This window comes from Halorubrum kocurii JCM 14978 (assembly GCF_000337355.1).
GTDB lineage: Archaea > Halobacteriota > Halobacteria > Halobacteriales > Haloferacaceae > Halorubrum > Halorubrum kocurii.
In genome coordinates this window covers 54,092-73,052 of the sequence record NZ_AOJH01000089.1, presented here as the reverse complement: position 1 = coordinate 73,052, position 18,961 = coordinate 54,092, and the positions used below count along the sequence as shown (strand labels likewise).

General features: G+C 70.6%; 17 protein-coding genes and 2 pseudogenes. 13 read left to right on the top strand and 6 right to left on the bottom strand.

Going from position 1 to position 18,961, the window contains the following annotated elements:
- The 3 genes and pseudogenes from C468_RS14805 to C468_RS14795 form a co-directional block, all read left to right on the top strand.
- Positions 1 to 239, top strand: a pseudogene (locus C468_RS14805) (MOSC domain-containing protein); the annotation flags it as partial.
- Positions 240 to 313: 74 nt separating this feature from the next.
- Positions 314 to 1,486 carry an MFS transporter gene (locus tag C468_RS14800; protein WP_008849711.1) on the top strand — a complete coding sequence of 391 codons (1,173 nt, stop codon included), beginning with the start codon at positions 314 to 316 and terminating at the stop codon, positions 1,484 to 1,486.
- Positions 1,487 to 1,566: 80 nt separating this feature from the next.
- Complete coding sequence (locus C468_RS14795) at positions 1,567 to 2,358, top strand: PHP domain-containing protein (protein WP_008849710.1); 792 nt, start codon at positions 1,567 to 1,569, stop codon at positions 2,356 to 2,358.
- A 36-nt stretch (positions 2,359 to 2,394) separates the two neighbouring features.
- Here C468_RS14795 and C468_RS14790 read toward each other — a convergent pair whose 3' ends face one another.
- The 3 genes from C468_RS14790 to C468_RS14780 all read right to left on the bottom strand — a co-directional run bounded on the left by C468_RS14790 (position 2,395) and on the right by C468_RS14780 (position 5,598).
- Positions 2,395 to 3,138 (bottom strand): ThuA domain-containing protein, encoded by a 744-nt coding sequence (locus C468_RS14790; protein ID WP_008849709.1) that lies wholly within the window; start codon positions 3,136 to 3,138, stop codon positions 2,395 to 2,397.
- A 156-nt stretch (positions 3,139 to 3,294) separates the two neighbouring features.
- Positions 3,295 to 4,824 (bottom strand): hypothetical protein, encoded by a 1,530-nt coding sequence (locus C468_RS14785; RefSeq protein WP_008849708.1) that lies wholly within the window; start codon positions 4,822 to 4,824, stop codon positions 3,295 to 3,297.
- 213 nt (positions 4,825 to 5,037) lie between these two features.
- Complete coding sequence (locus C468_RS14780) at positions 5,038 to 5,598, bottom strand: thioredoxin family protein (RefSeq protein ID WP_049912259.1); 561 nt, start codon at positions 5,596 to 5,598, stop codon at positions 5,038 to 5,040.
- Between C468_RS14780 and C468_RS18185 the strand changes: the two genes are divergently transcribed.
- The 3 genes from C468_RS18185 (at position 5,588) to C468_RS14765 (ending at position 9,048) form a co-directional block, all read left to right on the top strand.
- Entirely contained in the window at positions 5,588 to 5,821 is a 234-nt protein-coding gene (locus C468_RS18185) for a hypothetical protein (RefSeq protein ID WP_152422935.1), read from the top strand. The two genes, C468_RS14780 and C468_RS18185, sit on opposite strands and share 11 nt — an antisense overlap.
- 420 nt (positions 5,822 to 6,241) lie before the next feature.
- Positions 6,242 to 6,427 carry a hypothetical protein gene (locus tag C468_RS14770; protein ID WP_008849705.1) on the top strand — a complete coding sequence of 62 codons (186 nt, stop codon included), beginning with the start codon at positions 6,242 to 6,244 and terminating at the stop codon, positions 6,425 to 6,427.
- Between the two features lie 62 nt (positions 6,428 to 6,489).
- Entirely contained in the window at positions 6,490 to 9,048 is a 2,559-nt protein-coding gene (locus tag C468_RS14765) for a hybrid sensor histidine kinase/response regulator (protein ID WP_008849704.1), read from the top strand.
- Positions 9,049 to 9,158: 110 nt separating this feature from the next.
- Here C468_RS14765 and C468_RS14760 read toward each other — a convergent pair whose 3' ends face one another.
- The 3 genes from C468_RS14760 to C468_RS14750 all read right to left on the bottom strand — a co-directional run bounded on the left by C468_RS14760 (position 9,159) and on the right by C468_RS14750 (position 12,168).
- The gene (locus tag C468_RS14760; protein WP_008849703.1) at positions 9,159 to 9,557 is read right to left on the bottom strand and encodes an OsmC family protein; all 399 of its coding nucleotides are present in this window, start codon (positions 9,555 to 9,557) and stop codon (positions 9,159 to 9,161) included.
- Positions 9,558 to 9,689: 132 nt separating this feature from the next.
- Positions 9,690 to 11,087, bottom strand: a complete 1,398-nt coding sequence (locus C468_RS14755) for a sugar porter family MFS transporter (RefSeq protein ID WP_049912258.1) — start codon at positions 11,085 to 11,087, stop codon at positions 9,690 to 9,692.
- 358 nt (positions 11,088 to 11,445) lie between these two features.
- Entirely contained in the window at positions 11,446 to 12,168 is a 723-nt protein-coding gene (locus C468_RS14750; protein WP_008849701.1) for a metal-dependent hydrolase, read from the bottom strand.
- Between the two features lie 245 nt (positions 12,169 to 12,413).
- Here C468_RS14750 and C468_RS14745 point away from each other — a divergent pair, with 245 nt between their 5' ends.
- The 7 genes and pseudogenes from C468_RS14745 (at position 12,414) to C468_RS14720 (ending at position 18,935) form a co-directional block, all read left to right on the top strand.
- Positions 12,414 to 13,508 (top strand): PAS domain-containing sensor histidine kinase, encoded by a 1,095-nt coding sequence (locus C468_RS14745; protein WP_008849700.1) that lies wholly within the window; start codon positions 12,414 to 12,416, stop codon positions 13,506 to 13,508.
- 45 nt (positions 13,509 to 13,553) lie between these two features.
- Complete coding sequence (locus C468_RS14740) at positions 13,554 to 14,624, top strand: zinc ribbon domain-containing protein (protein WP_008849699.1); 1,071 nt, start codon at positions 13,554 to 13,556, stop codon at positions 14,622 to 14,624.
- 58 nt (positions 14,625 to 14,682) lie between these two features.
- Positions 14,683 to 15,426 carry a fumarylacetoacetate hydrolase family protein gene (locus C468_RS14735; RefSeq protein WP_008849698.1) on the top strand — a complete coding sequence of 248 codons (744 nt, stop codon included), beginning with the start codon at positions 14,683 to 14,685 and terminating at the stop codon, positions 15,424 to 15,426.
- A 344-nt stretch (positions 15,427 to 15,770) separates the two neighbouring features.
- A pseudogene (locus C468_RS19255) lies at positions 15,771 to 16,145 on the top strand (HflX-like GTP-binding protein); the annotation flags it as partial.
- A gap of 466 nt (positions 16,146 to 16,611) precedes the next feature.
- Complete coding sequence (locus tag C468_RS19230; protein ID WP_008849696.1) at positions 16,612 to 17,220, top strand: GTP-binding protein; 609 nt, start codon at positions 16,612 to 16,614, stop codon at positions 17,218 to 17,220.
- An 81-nt stretch (positions 17,221 to 17,301) separates the two neighbouring features.
- Complete coding sequence (hisC, locus tag C468_RS14725) at positions 17,302 to 18,396, top strand: histidinol-phosphate transaminase (protein ID WP_049912257.1); 1,095 nt, start codon at positions 17,302 to 17,304, stop codon at positions 18,394 to 18,396.
- Positions 18,393 to 18,935 carry an adenylate kinase family protein gene (locus C468_RS14720; RefSeq protein ID WP_008849694.1) on the top strand — a complete coding sequence of 181 codons (543 nt, stop codon included), beginning with the start codon at positions 18,393 to 18,395 and terminating at the stop codon, positions 18,933 to 18,935. Before hisC ends, C468_RS14720 begins: the two co-directional genes overlap by 4 nt.
- Positions 18,936 to 18,961: the final 26 nt, after the last annotated feature.

The window sequence follows — 18,961 nt, the reverse complement described above, 5'->3', positions numbered from 1 at the left end:
CCCGCCGGCGGCCGCCCTGCGCGCACGTCGAGGAACTGGCCGGCGAGAAGGGGCTGGCCGGGGCGCTGACCGAGCGCGGCGGGCTCTGCTGTGACGTGATCGAGCCGGGTCGCGTCGCCGTCGGCGACCGCGTCGACATCGCGGAGCCGGATCCCCGGACCGCGGGCGCCGCGATCGCGGACCGGCTGCGGGAACGCCCGACCGAGGGAGGCCACCGAACCGATTCGCGCGGGGAGTGACCCTCGGCCGCGGCGCGGTCCGGAACCGAAAGCGTTGACCGCCGACCGGCCGGACGACTCGCCGTGACCGTCGGATGAGCTGGCGGTACCGCCACACGGTGCTCTCGCTGTGTATGCTCGCGTTCCTGGTGACCTACTTCGCCAGGCTGGCGATCAGCCCCGTCGTCCCGCTGATCGTCGAGGACTTCACGGTGTCGAACACCGCCATCGGGGTCGCGCTCTCCGGGATGTGGCTGGCGTACGGCGCCGCCCAGTTCCCGAGCGGCGTACTCGCGGACCGGTACGGCGAGCGGCGCGTCATCCTCGTCGCCGTCGGCGGCACGACGGCGATGAGCGTCGTGCTCGCGCTCGCGCCCGTCTTCCCCGCGTTCGTGCTGGCGGCGGTGCTGTTGGGGCTCGTCGCCGGGCTCCACTACGCCGTGGCGACGACGCTGCTCTCCCGGACCTTCGACGACATCGGCACGGCGTTCGGGCTCCACTCCGTGGGCGGGCCGCTCGCCGGGCTCGCGGCGCCCGTCGCGGCCGCGTGGGTCGGTGTCCGGCTCGGCTGGCGGCCCGCGGTCGCCCTGGCCGCGCTGGTCGGCGCGCCGGTGGTCCTGCTGTTCGCGTGGCGCGTCCGCCCGACCGAACCCCGGCGGCCCGACCAGCCGATGCGGGAGCGGTTCGCGCTCGCGCCGCTGGTCGAACTCCTCTCGCGGCCGAGCGTCCTCCTCCCGCTGTTCGTCGCGATGGTCGGCACGTACGTCGTGCAGGGCGTGATGTCGTTCCTCCCGACGTTCCTCGTCGAATTCCGCGGCTACTCGCCGTCGGGCGCCGCCGGCGTCTTCTCCGCGTTCTTCGTCGTCCGGGCCGTCGCGCAGGTGGGGCTCGGTCGGCTCTCGGACAGCGTGAGCCGGGACGCCGCCATCGGCGCGGCGATGCTGGCGGGCACGGTCGGCACCGCCGGCTTCGTCGTCGCTCCCGGACGCGTCGGCGTCGCCGTCGCGGTGCTCTTGGCCGGCTCCGGCGCGAGCTTCTTCTCCGCGATCGACCCGCGGTTCATGGACGCGCTCGGCGACGCGGAGCGGGGCACCGGATTCGGACTCGTTCGGACCGTCTACACCGTGATCGGCTCCGCGGGCTCCGTCGGCGTGGGGCTCGCCGCCGACCTGTTCGACTGGGGCGTCTCCTTCGCGATCCTGGCGGCCCTGTTCGGGGTCACGTTCGCCGTGCTCGTCGCCAACCGGGCGCTCGGGACCGGGTACTGACCCGCGCGTCGGCCGGCGGGCCGTGAGACGAGCTCGCACCCGACCCGAAACTACGAGTCGGTCCGGGACGAACTCGGCCCGTGCACGACTACCACGTCCACACGAACTACTCGGACGGCGCGTTCCTCCGCCGGATGGTGGACGCCGCCGCCGACGCCGGGCTCGACGGGGTGGGGATCGCCGACCACTGCAACGTCTCGCCCGACCCGGACGCGGAGCGGTTCAAGCGGGCGCTCGGCTTCAACCTCGACCTCACCTACGAGCGGCGGCGCGAGGCGATCGAGCGGCTTCGCGCGGACCCCGCCGTCGGGGTCGACGTGTTCGACGCCGCGGAGGTGGACTACGACCCCGACCACGAGACGGCGATCGCCGAGTTCCTCGCCGAGGCGGGGTTCGACTACGCGATCGGGAGCGTCCACGAGCTCGACGGCGCGAACGTTCACACGCGCTCGCACTTCGCCGACAAGCCGGCCGACGAACGGCGGGCGCTCGTCGACCGCTACTTCGAGAAGCTGGTCGGGCTCGTCGACTCGGAGCTGTTCGCGATCGCCGCGCACCCGGACCTGATCGAGCGCAACCCGCACCTCCGCGGGTTCGCGACCGAGGACCACTACGCGGCGGTCGCCGAGGCGTTCCGGGACTCGCGGACCGTCCCGGAGATAAACGCCGGACGCCTGCTCGATGCCTACGGAGAGTTCCACCCGGCGCCGGCGTTCCTCGACCGCCTCGTCGACGCGGGCCTCCGAGTGAGCGTCGGCACCGACAGCCACGAGCCCGGGGTCGTCGCGCCCCGCGTCGACGAGATCGAGGCCGAACTGGACCGACGCGGGCTCGACCCCGTCCGGCCGGCGGCGCTCGCCGACGAGAGCTGACCGCGAAGCAGGCGTGGCGCTCCCGCGACCGCCCGGTCAGTGGACCGTCCGGTCGTCGTCGGTGTCGATCTCCTCGATCGGGTCGGCGTTGCCGAAGTCGGGCGTCGGCCCGTCGCCCGGCGCCGCCCACTCGACGGCGTTCCGGAGCACCCGCCGCACGTCGTCGTCGTAGTAGATCGGGTACGTCTCGTGCCCGGGGCGGAAGTAGAACACCCGCCCGTTTCCGCGCCGGTAACAGCAGCCGGAGCGGAACACCTCGCCGCCGGCGAACCAGGAGTTGAACACGAGCGCGTCCGGCGCGGGGACGTCGAACCGCTCGCCGTACATCTCCGTCTCGTCGAGCTCGATGTACTCGCCGATCCCGTCGGCGATCGGGTGACCCGGCTCGACCGCCCACAGCCGCTCGGTCTCGGCGGCCTCGCGCCACTTGAGCGAGCAGCTGGTCCCCATCAGCCGTTTAAAAATCTTCGAGTAGTGCGCGGAGTGGAGCACCAACAGTCCCATCCCGTCGAGGACGCGCTCGTGAACCCGGTCGACGACCTCCTCGCGCACCTCGTCGTGGGCGGCGTGACCCCACCACGTGAGCACGTCGGTGTCGTCTAAGACCGCCTCGGTGAGCCCGTGGTCCGGCCCCTCGTCGAGGGTCGCAGTGCGGACCTCGTGGCCGGCCTCGCGGAGGGCGTCAGCGACGACCGCGTGGATCCCGTCGGGGTACACCTCGGCGACCGCGTCGTTCTCGCGTTCGTGGCGGTACTCGTTCCAGACCGTGACGCGTGCCATGCGACCGCTCTCCGCCGGACCGACTTGTAGGATCGCATCCGGGGCGCCTCAGCGAGGCGCACCGACGCGCACCGACCCCACAGATGGCGCCCGTCGACGAGGACCGCGTCCGCTCGCCGCTCCCCGACCGCGTCCGCTCGCCCCTCCTCGAACGCGTCACCCGGCGGGCCAGTCGACGAGCGAGCCGTCGTAGAACCGCTCCCCCTGTTCGCGGATGTACGCCCGCTGCGCGTCTCTGACCGCGTCGTCGGGGGGCGCCCCCGCGTCCAGGCTCCGCCGCACGGCCTCGCGCTTCCATCGCGCGGGGGTGATTCCGGCGTCGACGCGGTCGCGGAGCGGCCGGAGTCGGGCGGTCGCCTCGTCGGCTGTCAGTCCCCGCGCTTCGAGCCCGGCGACGGCGACGTCGAACAGGTCCTCGTACAGGCGTCCCGTCTCCGAGGTCCGGTCGCCGGAGGCGGTGATCCACTCCAGATCCGCCGACAGCCCGTCCTCGACGGCCGCGTAGAAGTTCTCTCGGGCGACCGCCCAGGGCAGGTCCGTCACCGGATGGTCGGTGACCGAGAGCCCCGTCAGGAGTCCGGCGACCGCCGCCACGAGCGCGATCGTGTCGGGGAGCGTCGGCTGGCCCGGAAGCGGTCGGAACTCGATCCGCGCGCTCGCGTCGGCCGCAGACGGCCCGTCGAACACCGGCCGCACCCACCGCCAGTAGCTCCCGTGTTTGTGGCGGAAGTGGACGAACGCGTCGTCGAACCGTTCGCCTCCCTCGATGAGGGCCGGTACGATGACGGCGTCGGCGGCGATCCGGTCGACCGCCTCGGCGGCGGTGTCGATATCCTCGGGGAACCGGACCTTCGGCTCGCCGCGCTTGGGGTTCATAAGCCCCTCGTAGAGCGGCACGCGGGTCTCGGCGTGGGTGTCTTCGAGGAGCAACCGGCGCGTCAGCGCCCCGTCGTCGTACAGGTCGGGCGGCAGGAACGGCGAGTTGACCGCGATCGCGAGCACCGGGCCGGCGACCCGGAGGGCGTTGTTGTGATACGCGGGCAGGTCGGCGGCGCGACGCGGTTGCACGTGCGGCTGGATCGACGCCGTCAGACTCACCGGACCGGCGGTGTCGGCCTCGATCGTCGCCCCCGGAAGCGCGACCGTCCCCGCGACCGGCGTGTGCTCGTCGACGCTGGCGAAGCCGTGGTATCTGACGGCGTTGCTGACGTTGATCGCGAGCGATATCCCCTCCTCGTGAGTCGCCTCGGTAAGATACCCCTCGGTCGTGTTGGTCGCGGGACCGATCGTCCACATCCCGTCGCTGACGAATCTGATGTCCGCCTCGCTCGCTTGCCGCTGGAAGCTCCGTATCTTGGCCTCTGTGCCCAGTTTGAGCGCCGACAGCCCCGCCCCGCTGCACGGATGCACGCCGGAGGTGAGCTCGGCGTTGTGGAGGCCGATCTCGCGCTCGAACCCGAGGCACTCGAGCAGCGACCGCGGGACGCGTCGAAGCCGGTAGCTGTCCGACTCGACCGCGTAGAACTCGTATTCGAGGCCGATCGTCGCCTGTCGGTTATCGAACGTTCCCGACGCGAGCCGTTCTTTGAGACCGTCGGCCTCCTCGCGGACTCGACGCTCGAAGGCGTCGATGTCGACCCGGCCCGACTCCCGGATCCCGGTGACAGTCTCCCGATTCTCGCTCATATATCCTGATAGATGTTAGCAACCCTCAAAAGGTTTACAGCGGCTGACAGTCGGCAGTTCGCCTCTCGAGTCCTCGCCAACGGAACGACGGGGACCGACCGTGGACCGCTCAACTCCACATCGCCGCCGCTCCGATGCGGGTTATTTAAGAAGATCGCCGCCGGCCGCCGGGGTCCACGTCCGATCGCCCGACTGCCTGGTCGAACGGCCGCCTCACTCGCTCGGCCACTTGATCGAACAGCCCCGCGAGGGGCGGTCCGGAACTCCGACTTCCTCGCCCGCGAGGACGGCGTCGACGGCGTCGCGGATGTAGTACTCGGTCGGCTCGTCGTCAGGGTTCAACGCGTCGTCCAGTCGGCCGTGGTACCGGAGCCGAAACGCGTCGCCGTCGCGGCCGAACAGGAACGGGTCGGGGGTGCAGACCGCGTCGTACGCGTCCGCGACCGCGCCCGTCTCGTCCCGGAGGTACGCGTCGTACGCGATCGTGCCGTCGGCGACGCGCTCGCGCATCGCCTCGAAGGAGTCGTCGGGGTACTCAGCGGCGTCGTTCGGGTTGATCCCCACGACCGCCAGGTCGTCGTACTCGGCCGCCAGATCGTTGAGGAGGTCGAACTTCGCCTGCGCGTACGGACAGTGGTTGCAGGTGAACACCACGAGCAGGGCGTCGGCGTCGAACGAGTCGAGCGTGTACGTCTCGCCGTCGGTGCCCGGTAGCTCGAACGCCGGCGCGGCGTCGCCGCGGTCGAGCTCCGAGTCGGATTCCATGGCAACCATACGAGTCCGTTCCGACGCCGTCCCCAAAAACGGTTCCGCTGGTCGCGCCGTCGCCGACGGCTCGTGGGCCCACGTCGACCCGTCCCACAGCAGCTCATTGGTCCGAGCTGACGCGTCCCGCGCCGACTCACCGGCCCGCGCTGACGCGTCCCGCGGCGACTCTGGCGACGACGTGCGCGACGGCGACCGCGCCCAGCACGGCTCCGACGGCGGCGAGGACTAGGGCCACCGCTGGGGTCCACGCCCGGTGGAGCCACCCCGCCGCGCGCATCGCCGCGAGGGCCGCGCCGACCCAGAGCGCGGCGAGCGTCGCGCCCGGAACGAGCAGCGGGGACGAGAGGCTCTGCGGCGCGGACCCGGTTCGATCGCTCGCCGGCCTCCGACGGGAGCGGGGTCGCTCCCGGGCGTTCGGTCCTCGCGGTTCGGGCGGACGTCGACCTCGGTCCGTCGGCTCGTCTCGCGGTCGCATAGAGTGGGTGGCCGCGGCATCGGTGGTGAACCGTTCCCCGCTTCCGACCGGTCACGGCTTCCGCTTGGTCACGATCCGGGTCGAACGGCGACGCGCGGCCCGCCCCTGCCCGCTCGGGGTCTGCGACTGGCCGGCGACTCGTGTCTTTTTGGTCCGACGACCCGTACCACGGGTATGTCGACCCGAGCGCCGTCATACCGAACGCTCCGGCTGCTGTGCGCGAACGCGGCCGGGATGGCCGGGTACCTCCTCGCGTTCGCGGTCGCTCAGGAGTTCGCGGTCGCGCTCGTCGCCGCCGTTATCCTGGCGGCGATCGGCTACGCGGCGTCCAGCGCGGTCGTCGCGTACGCGTCGGCGTGACGGAGCGCCCCGAAATGTAATATGGAAAATAATTACTGTGGCGGAGAGTTACGCGCACACGGATGAAAAAACGGGACGAACGCGGGTCGGACCCGCTCGCGTCGGACGCGCCGTCCGGACCTGTTCGGGTGCTTCTCGTCGCCGACGAGCCGACGGTGGGCGACCGCGCGGCGGCGGCTATCGAGGGGCACGCCGATCGGTTCGCGGTGACGCGGGTCGACGACGCGGCCGAGGGCCTCGACGCCCTCGAGACCGAGCCGATCGACTGCGTCGTCAGCGGCCACGACTTCCCCGAAACGGATGGCGTCGAGTTCCTCCGCGCCGTTCGCGACCTGGACGCGGATCTCCCCTTCGTGCTGTTCACGGCCCGCGGCTCGGAGGCGGTCGCGAGCGAGGCGATCGCCGCGGGCGTCGACGAGTACCTCCCGGTGACCGGCGACGACTCCTACGCGGCGCTCGCGTCCCGCGTCGAGTGCGCCGCGTCCCGGTCCCTCGCCGAGCGTCGGGTGACGGAGCACCTCGACCGGATGACGGACGCGTTCTGCGGCATCGACGAGTCTTGGCGGCTCACGTACCTCAACGGGCAGGCGACGGAGCTGCTCGACCGCGACGCCGCCGACCTGCTCGGCGAGCGCGTCTGGGAGCTGTTCCCATCGCTCCGCGGGACCGAGCTCGAGTCGCGCCTCCGCGACGCGATTGAGACCGGCGAACGGACCGCGTTCGAGTACCGCTTCGACGCCCTCGGACGCGACTTCTCGATCGACGCCTACCCCTCCGAGACCGGGATCTCGGTGTACTTCCGCGACGTGACAGAGGAGCGGGCGCGCGAGCGCGAGCTCCGCGAGCTCTCCGAGCGGTTCCGGCTCGCGGTCGAGGGGGCCGACGTCGGCGTCTGGGACTGGGACCTCACCACGGACGAGGTGCAGTTCGACGAGCGGTGGGCCCGTATGCTGGGGTACGAGCAGTCCGAGATCGCCTTCGAGCTCTCGGAGTGGGAGCGGCGCGTCCACCCCGACGACCTCGACGACGTGTGGGCGGCGCTGGAGGCGCACTTCGCCGGCGAGACGGAGTACTACCAGTGCGACCACCGAATGGAGACGAAGGACGGCGACTGGGCGTGGATCCGCGACCGCGGCCGCGTCGTCGAGCGCGACGACGAGGGAGACCCGCTCCGCGCCGTCGGGATCCACATCGACGTGACCGAGGAGAAGGAGCGCGAGCGCGACCTGGCTCGCTACCGGCGCCTCGTCGACGAGTTACCGAACTCCGTGGCCATGTACGACGGCGAGGGGCGGTTCTCGGTCGTCAACGACCGGATCACCGAGGTGTACGACGCGAGCCGCGAGGAGCTCGTCGGTCGGCGGAGCCCCCTGTTACGGCGGCTCCGGGACGCTCACGGTGACGGCCCGTACGCGGCGCTGGTCGCGGGCGACCGCGAAACGCTGTCCGGGACGGTCGAGCTGGACCTGCCCGAGCGGTCCGACGCGATCGTCGACTTCGCCCTGCGGCGACTCGTCATCGACGGCGAGTTCGACGGGGTGCTCGGGATCGCCCGCGACGTGACCGAGGAGCGCCGTCGCCAGCGGGAGCTCGAACGCACCTCCGCCCGGCTCGAGGCGCTCTACGAGGATTCGCCGGACATGATCGACATCCACGACGAGGGGGGCGAGATCGTGGACGCGAACCCGGTGATGGCGGCCGAGCTCGGCTACGACCGCGAGGAGATCGTGGGGATGAACGTCTGGGACATCGACACGGAGCTCGACCCGACGGAGGGGATCGAGCTCTGGCAGCACTTGGAGATGGGCGAGACGCGCCGGCTGGAAACGACGTTCCGGCGGGCCGACGACACGACCTTCCCCGTCGAGGTACAGGTCCGGCGGGTCGACGTGCAGGGCGACGACCGGTTCCTCGCCTCCAGTCGCGACATCTCGGAGCGGAAGGCGTACGAGCGGCGGATCGAGCGGGAGAACGAGCGGCTCGACGAGTTCGCCTCGATCGTTTCACACGACCTCCGAAACCCGCTCAACGTGCTCTCCGGGTACCTCCGGCTCGCCCGGGAGACGGGGGAGGAGTCGTACTTCGACCGGTGCGAGAGCGCGCTCGACGAGATGGAGCGGCTGATCGAGGACGTGCTCACCCTCGCTCGGCAGGGCGACGCCGTGAGATCGGTTGCCCCCGTCTCCCTCGACGAGCTGGCGACCCGGTACGCGAACGACGCGTTCGGGCCGATCGAAGGCGATGGCGGCGACGAGGCGGAGGGTGCGGAGGGCGGATCGGCGACCGTCGTCGTCGAGACCGAGCGCGACGTGCTCGGGGACCCCGGGCGGCTCGAGCGCCTGCTCCAGAACCTCTTCCGGAACGCGGCCGAACACGGCGGGGACCGCGTCGTCGTCGGCGACCTCCCGGGCGGGTTCTACGTCGAGGACGACGGCCCCGGAATCCCCGCGGACAGACGCGACGAGGTGTTCGAGAGCGGGACCACGACCTCCGCGTCAGGCACCGGCCTCGGCCTCGCCATCGTCGCGCGCATCGCGGAGGCCCACGGCTGGGAGGTGACGCTGACGGAGGGCGAAGCAGGCGGCGCCCGCTTCGAGTTCACGGGCGTCGAGCGGCCCTGAAACTGTCGGAGGGGCGACGCTGCTCCCGGCCGCGCGGCTGGGCGGACGACGGCGCGAAAAAACGGGTCGATGCAGTCGGGACGCCGACGCGGGCTCCGGAGTCGCCGCGCTCAGAACGCGCCCGTGTAGACGCTGACGTCGGCCTGGAGGTCGTCGCGCAGCGCGCTGTGGACGTGACAGATGCCCTCGGCTCGCTCGGCGATGTCGGCCGCGGACTCGTCGTCGAGATCGGCCTCGACGTGGACGTCGAAGGCGATGGCCTCGAGGTCGTCGTCGTCGTCGAGCTCCGCGCTCGCGTCGATCTGGATCTTGCCGAGCTCCTCCGCGCCGCGCTGGCTCCCGCCGACGCGGAACGCCGGGAGGTAACAGGAGGCGTACGTCGCGACGAGCGCGGCGTTCGGGTTCGGTCCGGTCTCGTCGGTCGCGTCGATCTGCAGGTCGAACTCGCCGACCTGACTGGTGCAGGCGTAACCTTCCTCGGAAACGGTGGATGTCTCGATGTCTGCCATGGTCGTTCGTCCGTTCGGTCTGGCGACGATAAAGGTTATCGGCATCGGAACGGCGAGGACGCGTCGAGCGACGAGCGCGCTCGGCGCCGACGCGATCGGTCCTCTCTATTCGCTCAGTCGTCGGCTGCTCGCTCAGTCGTCGGCACGAGCGTCCGCCGCCGACCCGGTCGCGCTGCGGAGGTCCGCCTCGATGGCCTCCAGCGTCCGGCCCTTGGTCTCGGGGACGGTCCGGTGGGTGAATAGCAGGGCGACGACGCTGCACACGCCGAACAGCCAGAACGTCGCCGGGGTGCCGATCCCGTCGAGCAGCACGGGGAACGACAGCGCGACGGCGAGGTTCGCGAGCCAGTTGGCGACCGTCACGAGCCCCATCGCGCTCCCGCGGACGGCGAGCGGGTAGATCTCCGAGATGAGCAGCCAGAACACCGGGCCGAGCCCGATCGCGAAGAACGCGACGAACGAGACGAGGGTGAGCGTCGCGAGCCAGCCGAGCCCGCCGGTCGGGTCGGCGAACTGGAAGACGAGGCCGGCGACGGTGAGCGACCCGATCATCCCCCCGGTCCCGACGAGCAGCAGGGGACGCCGCCCGACGCGGTCGACGAGGAGGATGGCGACGACCGTCATCGCGACGTTGACGGTGCCGATGGCCACCGACGCGAGGATGGACTGCGAGCTCCCGAACGCGGTCGACTCCAGGATCGTCGGGGCGTAGTACATCACGGCGTTGATCCCGGTGATCTGCTGGAAGATCGCGAGCCCGAGCCCGACGATCAGCGCCGGGCGCATCCACGGGCTGAGGAGGTCTCTAACCCCGTTCCCGGACTGCGCCTGGACGGTCGACTCGATCTCTGACAGCTCCGACTCGATGTCGCCGTCGCGCGTCCGGCGGAGCACCGCGCGGGCCTCGTCGGTCCGGCCCTGCTCGTAGAGCCACCGGGGGCTCTCGGGCATCCGGAGCATGCCGACGGCGAGCACGACGGCGGGGACCATCCCCGCACCGAGCATGATCCGCCACGAGCCGGAGTCGGAGAAGGCGTAGTTGACGAAGTACGACGAGAGGATCCCCACGGTGACCATCAGCTGGTTCAGCGACGTGAGGCCGCCGCGGACCGACGGCGGCGCGATTTCGGAGATGTACAGCGGGCCGACGATCGACGCGAACCCGATGGCGATCCCGTCGATCATCCGCCCCGCGACGAGCACCTCGACGGTCGGCGCGACCGCCATGAGGAACGAGCCGAGGAAGAACACGCCGGCCGAGAGGAGGATGAACCGCTTGCGGCCGATGCGGTCGGATATCTGCCCGCCGACGGCCGCACCGGCGGCCGCGCCGACCATCGCGCCGCTGACGACGATCCCCTCCACCAAGGGCGACAGCTCGAAGGCCGTGTCGATGAAGAGGATGGCTCCGGAGATGATCCCGGTGTCGAACCCGAACAGGAGTCCGTTGAGCGCTGCGAGCGCGGAGACGACGTACACGAACCGGCCGCCCTCTCCGCGGATCACAGCCCGCATATCAGCGGTTGACATGGCGTACCAATCCGACGCTACCCGTCTTTTATTTAGAAGACTTCTGATTTATTATTAATTTAAATATATTCAATATCTTTGTGCCGGCGCGGACGAGAGGAATCTACCGATCGTTTTGTAATATTTATTCGGATTTAAATAGTATTCTACGGTTCCCCGCGGCGTCGCGGTCGCCGATCGCGAAACCGACCGCCGGCGCCGTTCAGTCCCGGCGCCGTTCAGTCCCGCCGCCGTTCACTCGGGTCGCTTCTTGATTGCGTCGCTCTCCGACCGCGTCGTCTTAAAAAACCGACCGTCGGGTCGGACCGAAACGCGCGCCCGTCCGTCGCGGACCGGTCGCCCGCAGACGCCCGTGTCGCTACTCGAGGACGTACGTCTCGTCGCCCTCGAGGACGACTGGCTCGGCCGCGGCGCCCGCGGCCTTCACCTCGTTGACGAACTCCCGCGTCTCGATCTCGATCGGCGGGAACGTGTCGTAGTGCATCGGGAACACGACGTCGGCGCCCACCCAGTCGGCGGCGATACCGGCGCCGGCGGGACCCATGGTGAAGTGGTCGCCGGTCGGCAGCGCGGCGGCGTCGGGCTCGAGGTACGGCGCGATCACGTCGACCATCTCGGACATCAGCCCGGTGTCGCCGGCGTGGTAGAACGTCGTGCAGTCCGGGTCCGACTCCTGGGTCGGCTTCTTGTCGCCGACGACGAACCCGGCCGGCATCCCGGCGGAGGTGCCGTAGCTCGTCTCGATCCCGTTCGAATGGTCCGCGCGGACCATCGTCACCCACGCGTCGCCGCACTCGACGGTACCGCCGATGTTCATCCCCATCCCGCCGACGGCATCCTCGTGGCCGAAGTTGTCCTGGACGTACCCGGTCAGCTCCGGGGTGGCGACCACCGTCGCGCCCTCATACCGGTCCGCGTCGGCGATGTGGTCCGCGTGGCCGTGGGTCAAGAGGAGGTAGTCCGGATCGAGTTCCTCGGGGTCGACGTCGGTCTTCGGGTTGTCGAAGTACGGATCGATCAGGAGTTCCGTCTCGTCGACGACGACGTGCCACGTCGAGTGGCCGTGCCAAGTGAGTTCCATGATACGTCCGGATCGTCTCATCGAATCTTAATAAAAGCCGACGCCGCGGTTCGCCACTGTCGACGCCGGGAGACGGATCCGCAACCGATACGCGAGGATCGAGACCTGTATCTCTGATCCGTCTCTCTATTCCGTGAGAAACAGTCGAACGATCAGATTTGGAGGCGAGTGTCGCAATATCTTCCCACGACTACATCCTTAACAGCCGATTCGGCTTACGGAGCCCGTGACAGTGGATCCACGACATGGCGCGTGAGACGATCGGCGGGCGCGTCGACGGCGAGGCGGACGTCGGCCGGTACCGCCACCTCATCGAGCACGTGCAGGACGCGGTCGTCGAGTTCGATCTCGTCGACGGCGAACCCATCGTCAACGACGTCAATCAGGCGTTCGTGGACGTCTTCGGCTACGAGGCCGACGAGATACGCGGGGAGCCGCTCAACGAGTGGGTGGTCCCCGACTGGAAGCTCGCGGAGGCGGAGGCGCTCGACGCGAACACCGCCTCCGGCGAGGTCAACTACCGGCAGGTGACCCGCGAGACCGCGAGCGGGCTCCGGGAGTTCCTCTACCGTGGGGTGCCGTACGCCGGGACCGAGGAAACGCGTGACGGCCTCGACGGCGGCTTCGCCGTCTACACGGACCTCACGGAGGTGTCTCGGAACGAGCGGCGGCTAGAGGTGTTGAACCGCGTCCTGCGGCACAACCTCCGGAACAACGCCAACGTCGTCGCCGGCCACACGACGCGGCTGCTGGCCGAACTGGACGGTCAGGACGGGGAGACGACCGACGTGGCGGCCACGATCGAGCGCGCCGCCCACGAGCTCGAACGCCTGGCCGAGGAGGCCGGGCACATCCGGCGCGTCCTCGAACACCCGACAGACGAGGCGACCGACATCGACCCCGAGCCGATGGTGAGATCGGTCGTCGAGGACCACCGTGGACGCGCGCCGAGCGCCGCGATCGACGTCGCTGTCGCTGACTCCGGGCCGGTGATGGCGGACAGTCGGCTGCGGTACGCGATCGACAGTCTCGTCGACAACGCGATCGAACACAACCCGAGCTCGGAGCCGCGGGTCCGGGTCCAGATCGAGAGCGCGGCCGTTGCGGGGTCGACGGCCGACGAGTGGGTCGCGATCCGCGTCGAGGACGACGGACCGCGGATCCCGGCCGACGAGCGGGACGTGATCCTCGACGGCTCCAAGATAACGCCGACCCACCACGGCAGCGGGCTCGGCCTCTGGCTCACGGAGCTGACCGTCGAGACGTTCGGCGGAGAGCTCTCCTTCGGCGCGAGCGAACTCGGCGGCAACGACGTTTCGATCCGGCTGCGGCGACGGTGAGCAGCGGGAGAGGAGTTAACCGCCCGCCCCGCGAACCCCCTGTCGATGCCCTCCGATCGGAACGACGCCCCGCCGCCGACCGACCGGTGTCGCGAGTGCGGCCGGGCGGTCGAGCCCGACGCGAACTTCTGTCCGGGGTGCGGCGCCGGGCTCCCCGACCCCTCCGAGCCCGCGTCCTGTCCCGAGTGCGGCGAGCGGTTCGACGACGACGACCAGTTCTGTTCGAACTGCGGCACGGCCCGGTCGGGCGCCGAGTCGTCTGCGGCCGCGTCCGGCCGGTCGAGCGGTGCGGAGCGGTCCCCGTCTCGCTCTGCCTCGCCCACGCGAGAGAGCGACCGCGCCTTCCGTCGCCGCGTTCAGGACCACCTCGACGCCGGGTGGGAGATCGAGCGGGACGACGGCGACCGCGTCGTCCTCGTCGACAGGGGGATCGGCTCCGTCGGCGTCCACATCCTCCTGTTCCTCACCACCAGCGGCGTCGGGAACCTGCTGTACGGCTGGTGGCACTACTCCAAGCTGGCCGAGCGGCATCGGCTCGTCCGGGGCGACGAGACGCCCACCCGCCTCCCGTCGAGTCGCGAGTCCGGCGGACGGGTGGAAACCGTCTCGGCCTACCTGCTGACCGGGCTGCTGTTGCTGATCGGCGGCTGGATCACGACTATCGGAGCCACGAGCGGTTCGCCGCCCGTCGCGCTGATCGGGCTCGCGTTCGCCCTGCTCGGCCTCGGTGCGGCCCCAGCGGTCCGCCGACGCCTCGACCGCCGCCACGGAGTCGCGTCGTTCGGCCGACGGAGGGCGGTGGACCACCGAGTGGTTCGCCCGCCCGAATCTGTCGACGAACCGTGCGTCGTCTGCGGCGACGCGTTCGACCGGGGGCTCGTCAGGCGGCGACGCGACGAGACGGTCGTCGCCGGCGTCCCGGTCCGGACTCACTCGATTCGCCACAACCACTACTGCGTCGACTGCGCCCAGCGAGAGGTGTTCGGCGGCGAGGTCGCCGGACCCGCGCTCGGTCCGGAGACCCGGCTCGACGACGAGGCAGAACTCGACGACGGGGCAGAACTCGACGACGAGACCGATCGCGACGCTGAGCCCGCGGTCGACCGAGGTCGGTAGCCCCGTCCGGTTTGCCTCTCCGGGAACGCTTTTCGGGCGGCCGTCCGATCCGTGAGGCATGCACCACGCACGGTTCCGCGACCCGGCCGGCTCGATCCGCGAGGGGACTTACGACCCCCAGACCGACACCGTCGCCTTCGCGGGCGCCGAGTACGCCCTCGACGACACCGCGATCGACGTGCTCCCGCCCGCGGAGCCGACGAAGATCGTCTGTATCGGCCGCAACTACGCCGACCACGCCGCCGAGCGCGACAGCGAGGTGCCGGACCGACCCCTCCTCTTCTTGAAACCGCCGAACGCGGTGGCGGGCCACGGCGACGAGGTCACGGTCCCCGCGGGGAAAGACCAGATCGACTGGGAGGCCGAGATCGCGGTCGTCGTCGGCGAGCAGTGCAAGGACGTCTCCGCCGCCGACGCGATGGACGTCGTCGCCGGGTTCACCTGCATGAACGACGTGTCCAACCGCGACGACCAGGACCGCGAGCAGAACTGGGTGCGCGGGAAGGCGTTCGACGGCGCCGCGCCGCTCGGTCCGGTGCTCGCGACCCCCGACGAGGTCCCGACCGACGCGAGCGTCGAGCTCCGGGTCAACGGCGAGACGAAGCAGTCGAGCGACCGCTCGTTCCTCATGTTCGACGTGCCGACGCTGATCGAGGAGATCACGGCGTACCTCACCCTGGAGCCGGGCGACGTGATCTCGACGGGGACGCCCGAGGGCGTCGGCGCCCTCTCCGACGGCGACACCGTCGAGGTGACGGTCGAGGGCGTCGGGACGCTCGAACACGACGTGCGCGTTCCCTGAGTCGGACCGCGATCCCGCCGTCTAATCGGCCGACTCTCGGCATATGCGTCCTGATCTCACACCGCGTTTCCGGTGAACGCTTATATATCGGGCGTTCGAAACGTGTCACGTGAACTCCCCCTCGTTCTCGCGTTGACCCCGGCCACGCGACGGCTCCGTGCGCTCAGCCGTTCCCCGCGGAGGGCCTCGGTCAGCGACTGATCGGCGCGACCGTGACCGTCCCGGTCCCGCCGCGTACCGCTCTCGATTTCGGTTCGTCACCGCCGCTGTGCGCCGGTCGTCGCGAGGCCGCGGTCCCCGGTGACGAACCCCTCCCCGGGCCGATGTGAGCGCCCGACAACCCGATGTCACGAGACGAGCGATCCGACGACGAGACACGAACGAGAAGCGATCCCACCGATGACCGGACGCACCGCTCCGAGGACAGCCGAAGGCGCCAGCAAACCGACGACCGAACGCGTCGCCCCGACGCCGGCCGCGCGCTGATAGCCGCTCGCGACGCCGGTACTCATCCCGACACGGACGAGATCCGCGGGCTCGCTCGCGCGGCAGGCTACGAGGTCGTCGGCGAAGTGACCCAGCGGCGCCGCGAGGACCCGACCTACGGACTCGGACGCGGGAAGGCCGAGGACCTGATGCGCTTGGCGTCGACCGAAGACGTCGACGCCGTGATCTACGACGGCGAACTCACCCCGGGCCAGACGGCGTCGCTCTCGGACCTGCTCCCGGACGAGGTCGAACCGATCGACCGCACCCGGCTGGTCCTCGACCTGTTCGCCGAGGGCGCCGGCTCCCGCGCCGCCGAGCTCCAAGTCGAGCTCGCGCGCCTCCGGTACCTGAAACCGCGGCTTCGAGAGCTCATCGCCCGTGACTACGCGACCGACCTCCGGTACCACAACGAGGACGACCGCCGGGTCCTCGACGTGGAACGCCGGATCGAAGCCACCCGACGCGCCCTCGATGAAGTGACCGAGAGCCGGAGCAAGCGCCGCGAGCAGCGCCGGCAGGAGGGGTTCGACGCAGTCGCGCTGGCCGGCTACACCAACGCCGGCAAGTCGACGCTGCTCCGACGCCTCGCCGACGACATCGACGCGCCCGGCGCCGCTGACACCGGCGACACCGAAACTCCTGCCGCTGACACCANNNNCGGTCACCGTCGCCGACCGCCTCTTCGAGACGCTCGACGTGACCACCCGCCGGGCGACGCTCGGAGGGCGACGCGCGCTCGTCACCGACACCGTCGGGTTCGTCGACGCCCTTCCCCACCGGAGCGTCCGGTCGTTCCGGGCGACGACCGACGCGATCCGCCGCGCCGACGCGGTCCTGCTCGTCGTCGACGCCGCCGACGACCCGGAGGCGGTTCGCGACCGCATCCGAACCAGTCTCTCGGCCGTCGAGGAGACCGACGGCCCGGTGATCCCGGTGCTCAACAAGGCCGACCTGCTCGACGACAGCGAACTCCGGGCCCGCCGCGAGGCGATCGCGGCGGCGGCGGACGACCTCGCCGCCGACGGACACGCGGTCGCCGATGCGCTCGAAGCGCCCGTCCCGGCGAGCGCGCGCTCCGGTGAGGGAGTCGACGCGGTTCGGAACGCGGTCCGCGCGGCGCTGCCGACGGCCGAGACGACGCTGCGACTCCCGAATACGGGGGAGACGCAGTCGCTGCTGTCGTGGGCGTACGACCGCGGCGAGGTCCGCGCCGTCGACTACGGGCCGGACGGCGTGGCTATCGACTTCGCCGGCCGCCCGTCACTCGTCGCGGAGGCGGAGCGCCGGGCGTCGGACATCGCTTGAGGCGCCGCGAGCGTCGGTGGTCGCCGATGTCTGCGACCCGGTTCGGCCACTCTTAAGAGCGCCCCGCCCGGATTAGTGGCTATGCAACCACGGGATCTCTCCGATCACTCGCCGTACGTGCCGGGTCGGGGCGTCGAGGAGGTCGCCCGCGAGCGCGGGCTGGACCCCGACGACCTGATCAAGCTCTCCTCGAACGAGAACCCGCACGGCCCGAGCCCGGCGGCCGTCGAGGCGCTCCACGAGCACGCCGATCGCGTCCACCAGTACCCGAAGTCTTCCCACACCGACCTCACCGCGAAGCTGGCCGAGAAGTGGGACGTGACGACCGAGCAGGTGTGGGTCTCGCCGGGCGCCGACGGCTCGATCGACTACCTCTCGCGGGCCGCGTTAGCGCCCGGCGACGAGGTCCTCGTCCCGGAGCCCGGCTTCGCCTACTACGCGATGTCCGCCCGGTACCACCACGGCGGGGTCTCCGAGTACGCGCTCTCGCCCGACGACGGGTTCGCGCAGGACGCCGAGACCGTGCTGACCGCCTACGGCGGCGAGCGGATCGTCTACGTCACCTCCCCGCACAACCCCTCGGGCTCGGTCATGCCCCTCGACGAGGTGCGGGCCATCGCGGACGCGACCGCGGAGGAGACGCTCGTCGTCGTCGACGAGGCGTACGGCGAGTTCGCCGCGGTCGACAGCGCGATCCCGCTGGTCGACGAGCGCGACGACGTGGCGGTGCTCCGCACGTTCTCGAAGGCGTACGGCCTCGCCGGGCTCCGGATCGGGTACAGCGTCGTCCCCGAGGCGTGGGGGGAGGCGTACGCCCGGGTGAACACCCCCTTCGCGGCGAACGAGCTCGCGTGCCGGGCCGCGCTCGCAGCCCTCGACGACGAGGACCACGTCGCGGAGTCGGTCGAGACGGCGCGCTGGGCGCGCGGGTACATCGCGGACGAGCTGGACGCCCCGACCGTCGAGTCGGCCGGGAACTTCGTGCTCGCCGAGGTCGGCGACGCGGAGCGAGTCGCCGAGGCGGCACAGGAGCGCGGCGTGATCATCCGCGACTGCACCTCCTTCGGGCTCCCGAACCACGTCCGGATATCGACCGGTACCCGCGAGGACACGCGCGAGGCGGTCGAGCGGCTCAACGAGACGCTCGCCGACCTCGGACTGGGTGTTCGGGCGTGAGCGAGGGAGCGGATCGCACCGACTCGGCGCCGACTCGCGTCGCCGTCACCGGCACTCCGGGGACCGGGAAGTCGACCGCGACGGACCTGCTCGCGGACGACTACGACGTGATCCACCTCAACGATCTTATAAAGGGCGACGACGCCCTCTGGACCGAGCGCGACGCCGACCGCGACACGCTCGTCGCGGACCTCGACGCGGTGCGCGAGCGCCTCGGCGACTGGACTGGCGTGCTCGACTCGCACCTCGCGCATCGGTTCGACGTCGACCGCGTGATCGTCTTGCGCTGTCACCCGGAGACGATCGAGGCGCGGCTCGAGGCGCGGGGCGAATCGCCGGAGAGCGCCGCCGAAAACGCGGAGAGCGAGGCGCTCGACGTGATCCTCTCGGAGGCCGTCGCCGAACACGGCGCGGAGAACGTCTACGAGATCGACACCACAGACCGCGACCCGGCGGCCGTGGCCGCCGCGATCCGCGCGGCGATCGAGGGCGAGCGCGAGCCGAGCGCGGGCACCGTCGACTTCATCGATTATATATGAGCCCGCCGCGACGGTCGGATCGATAG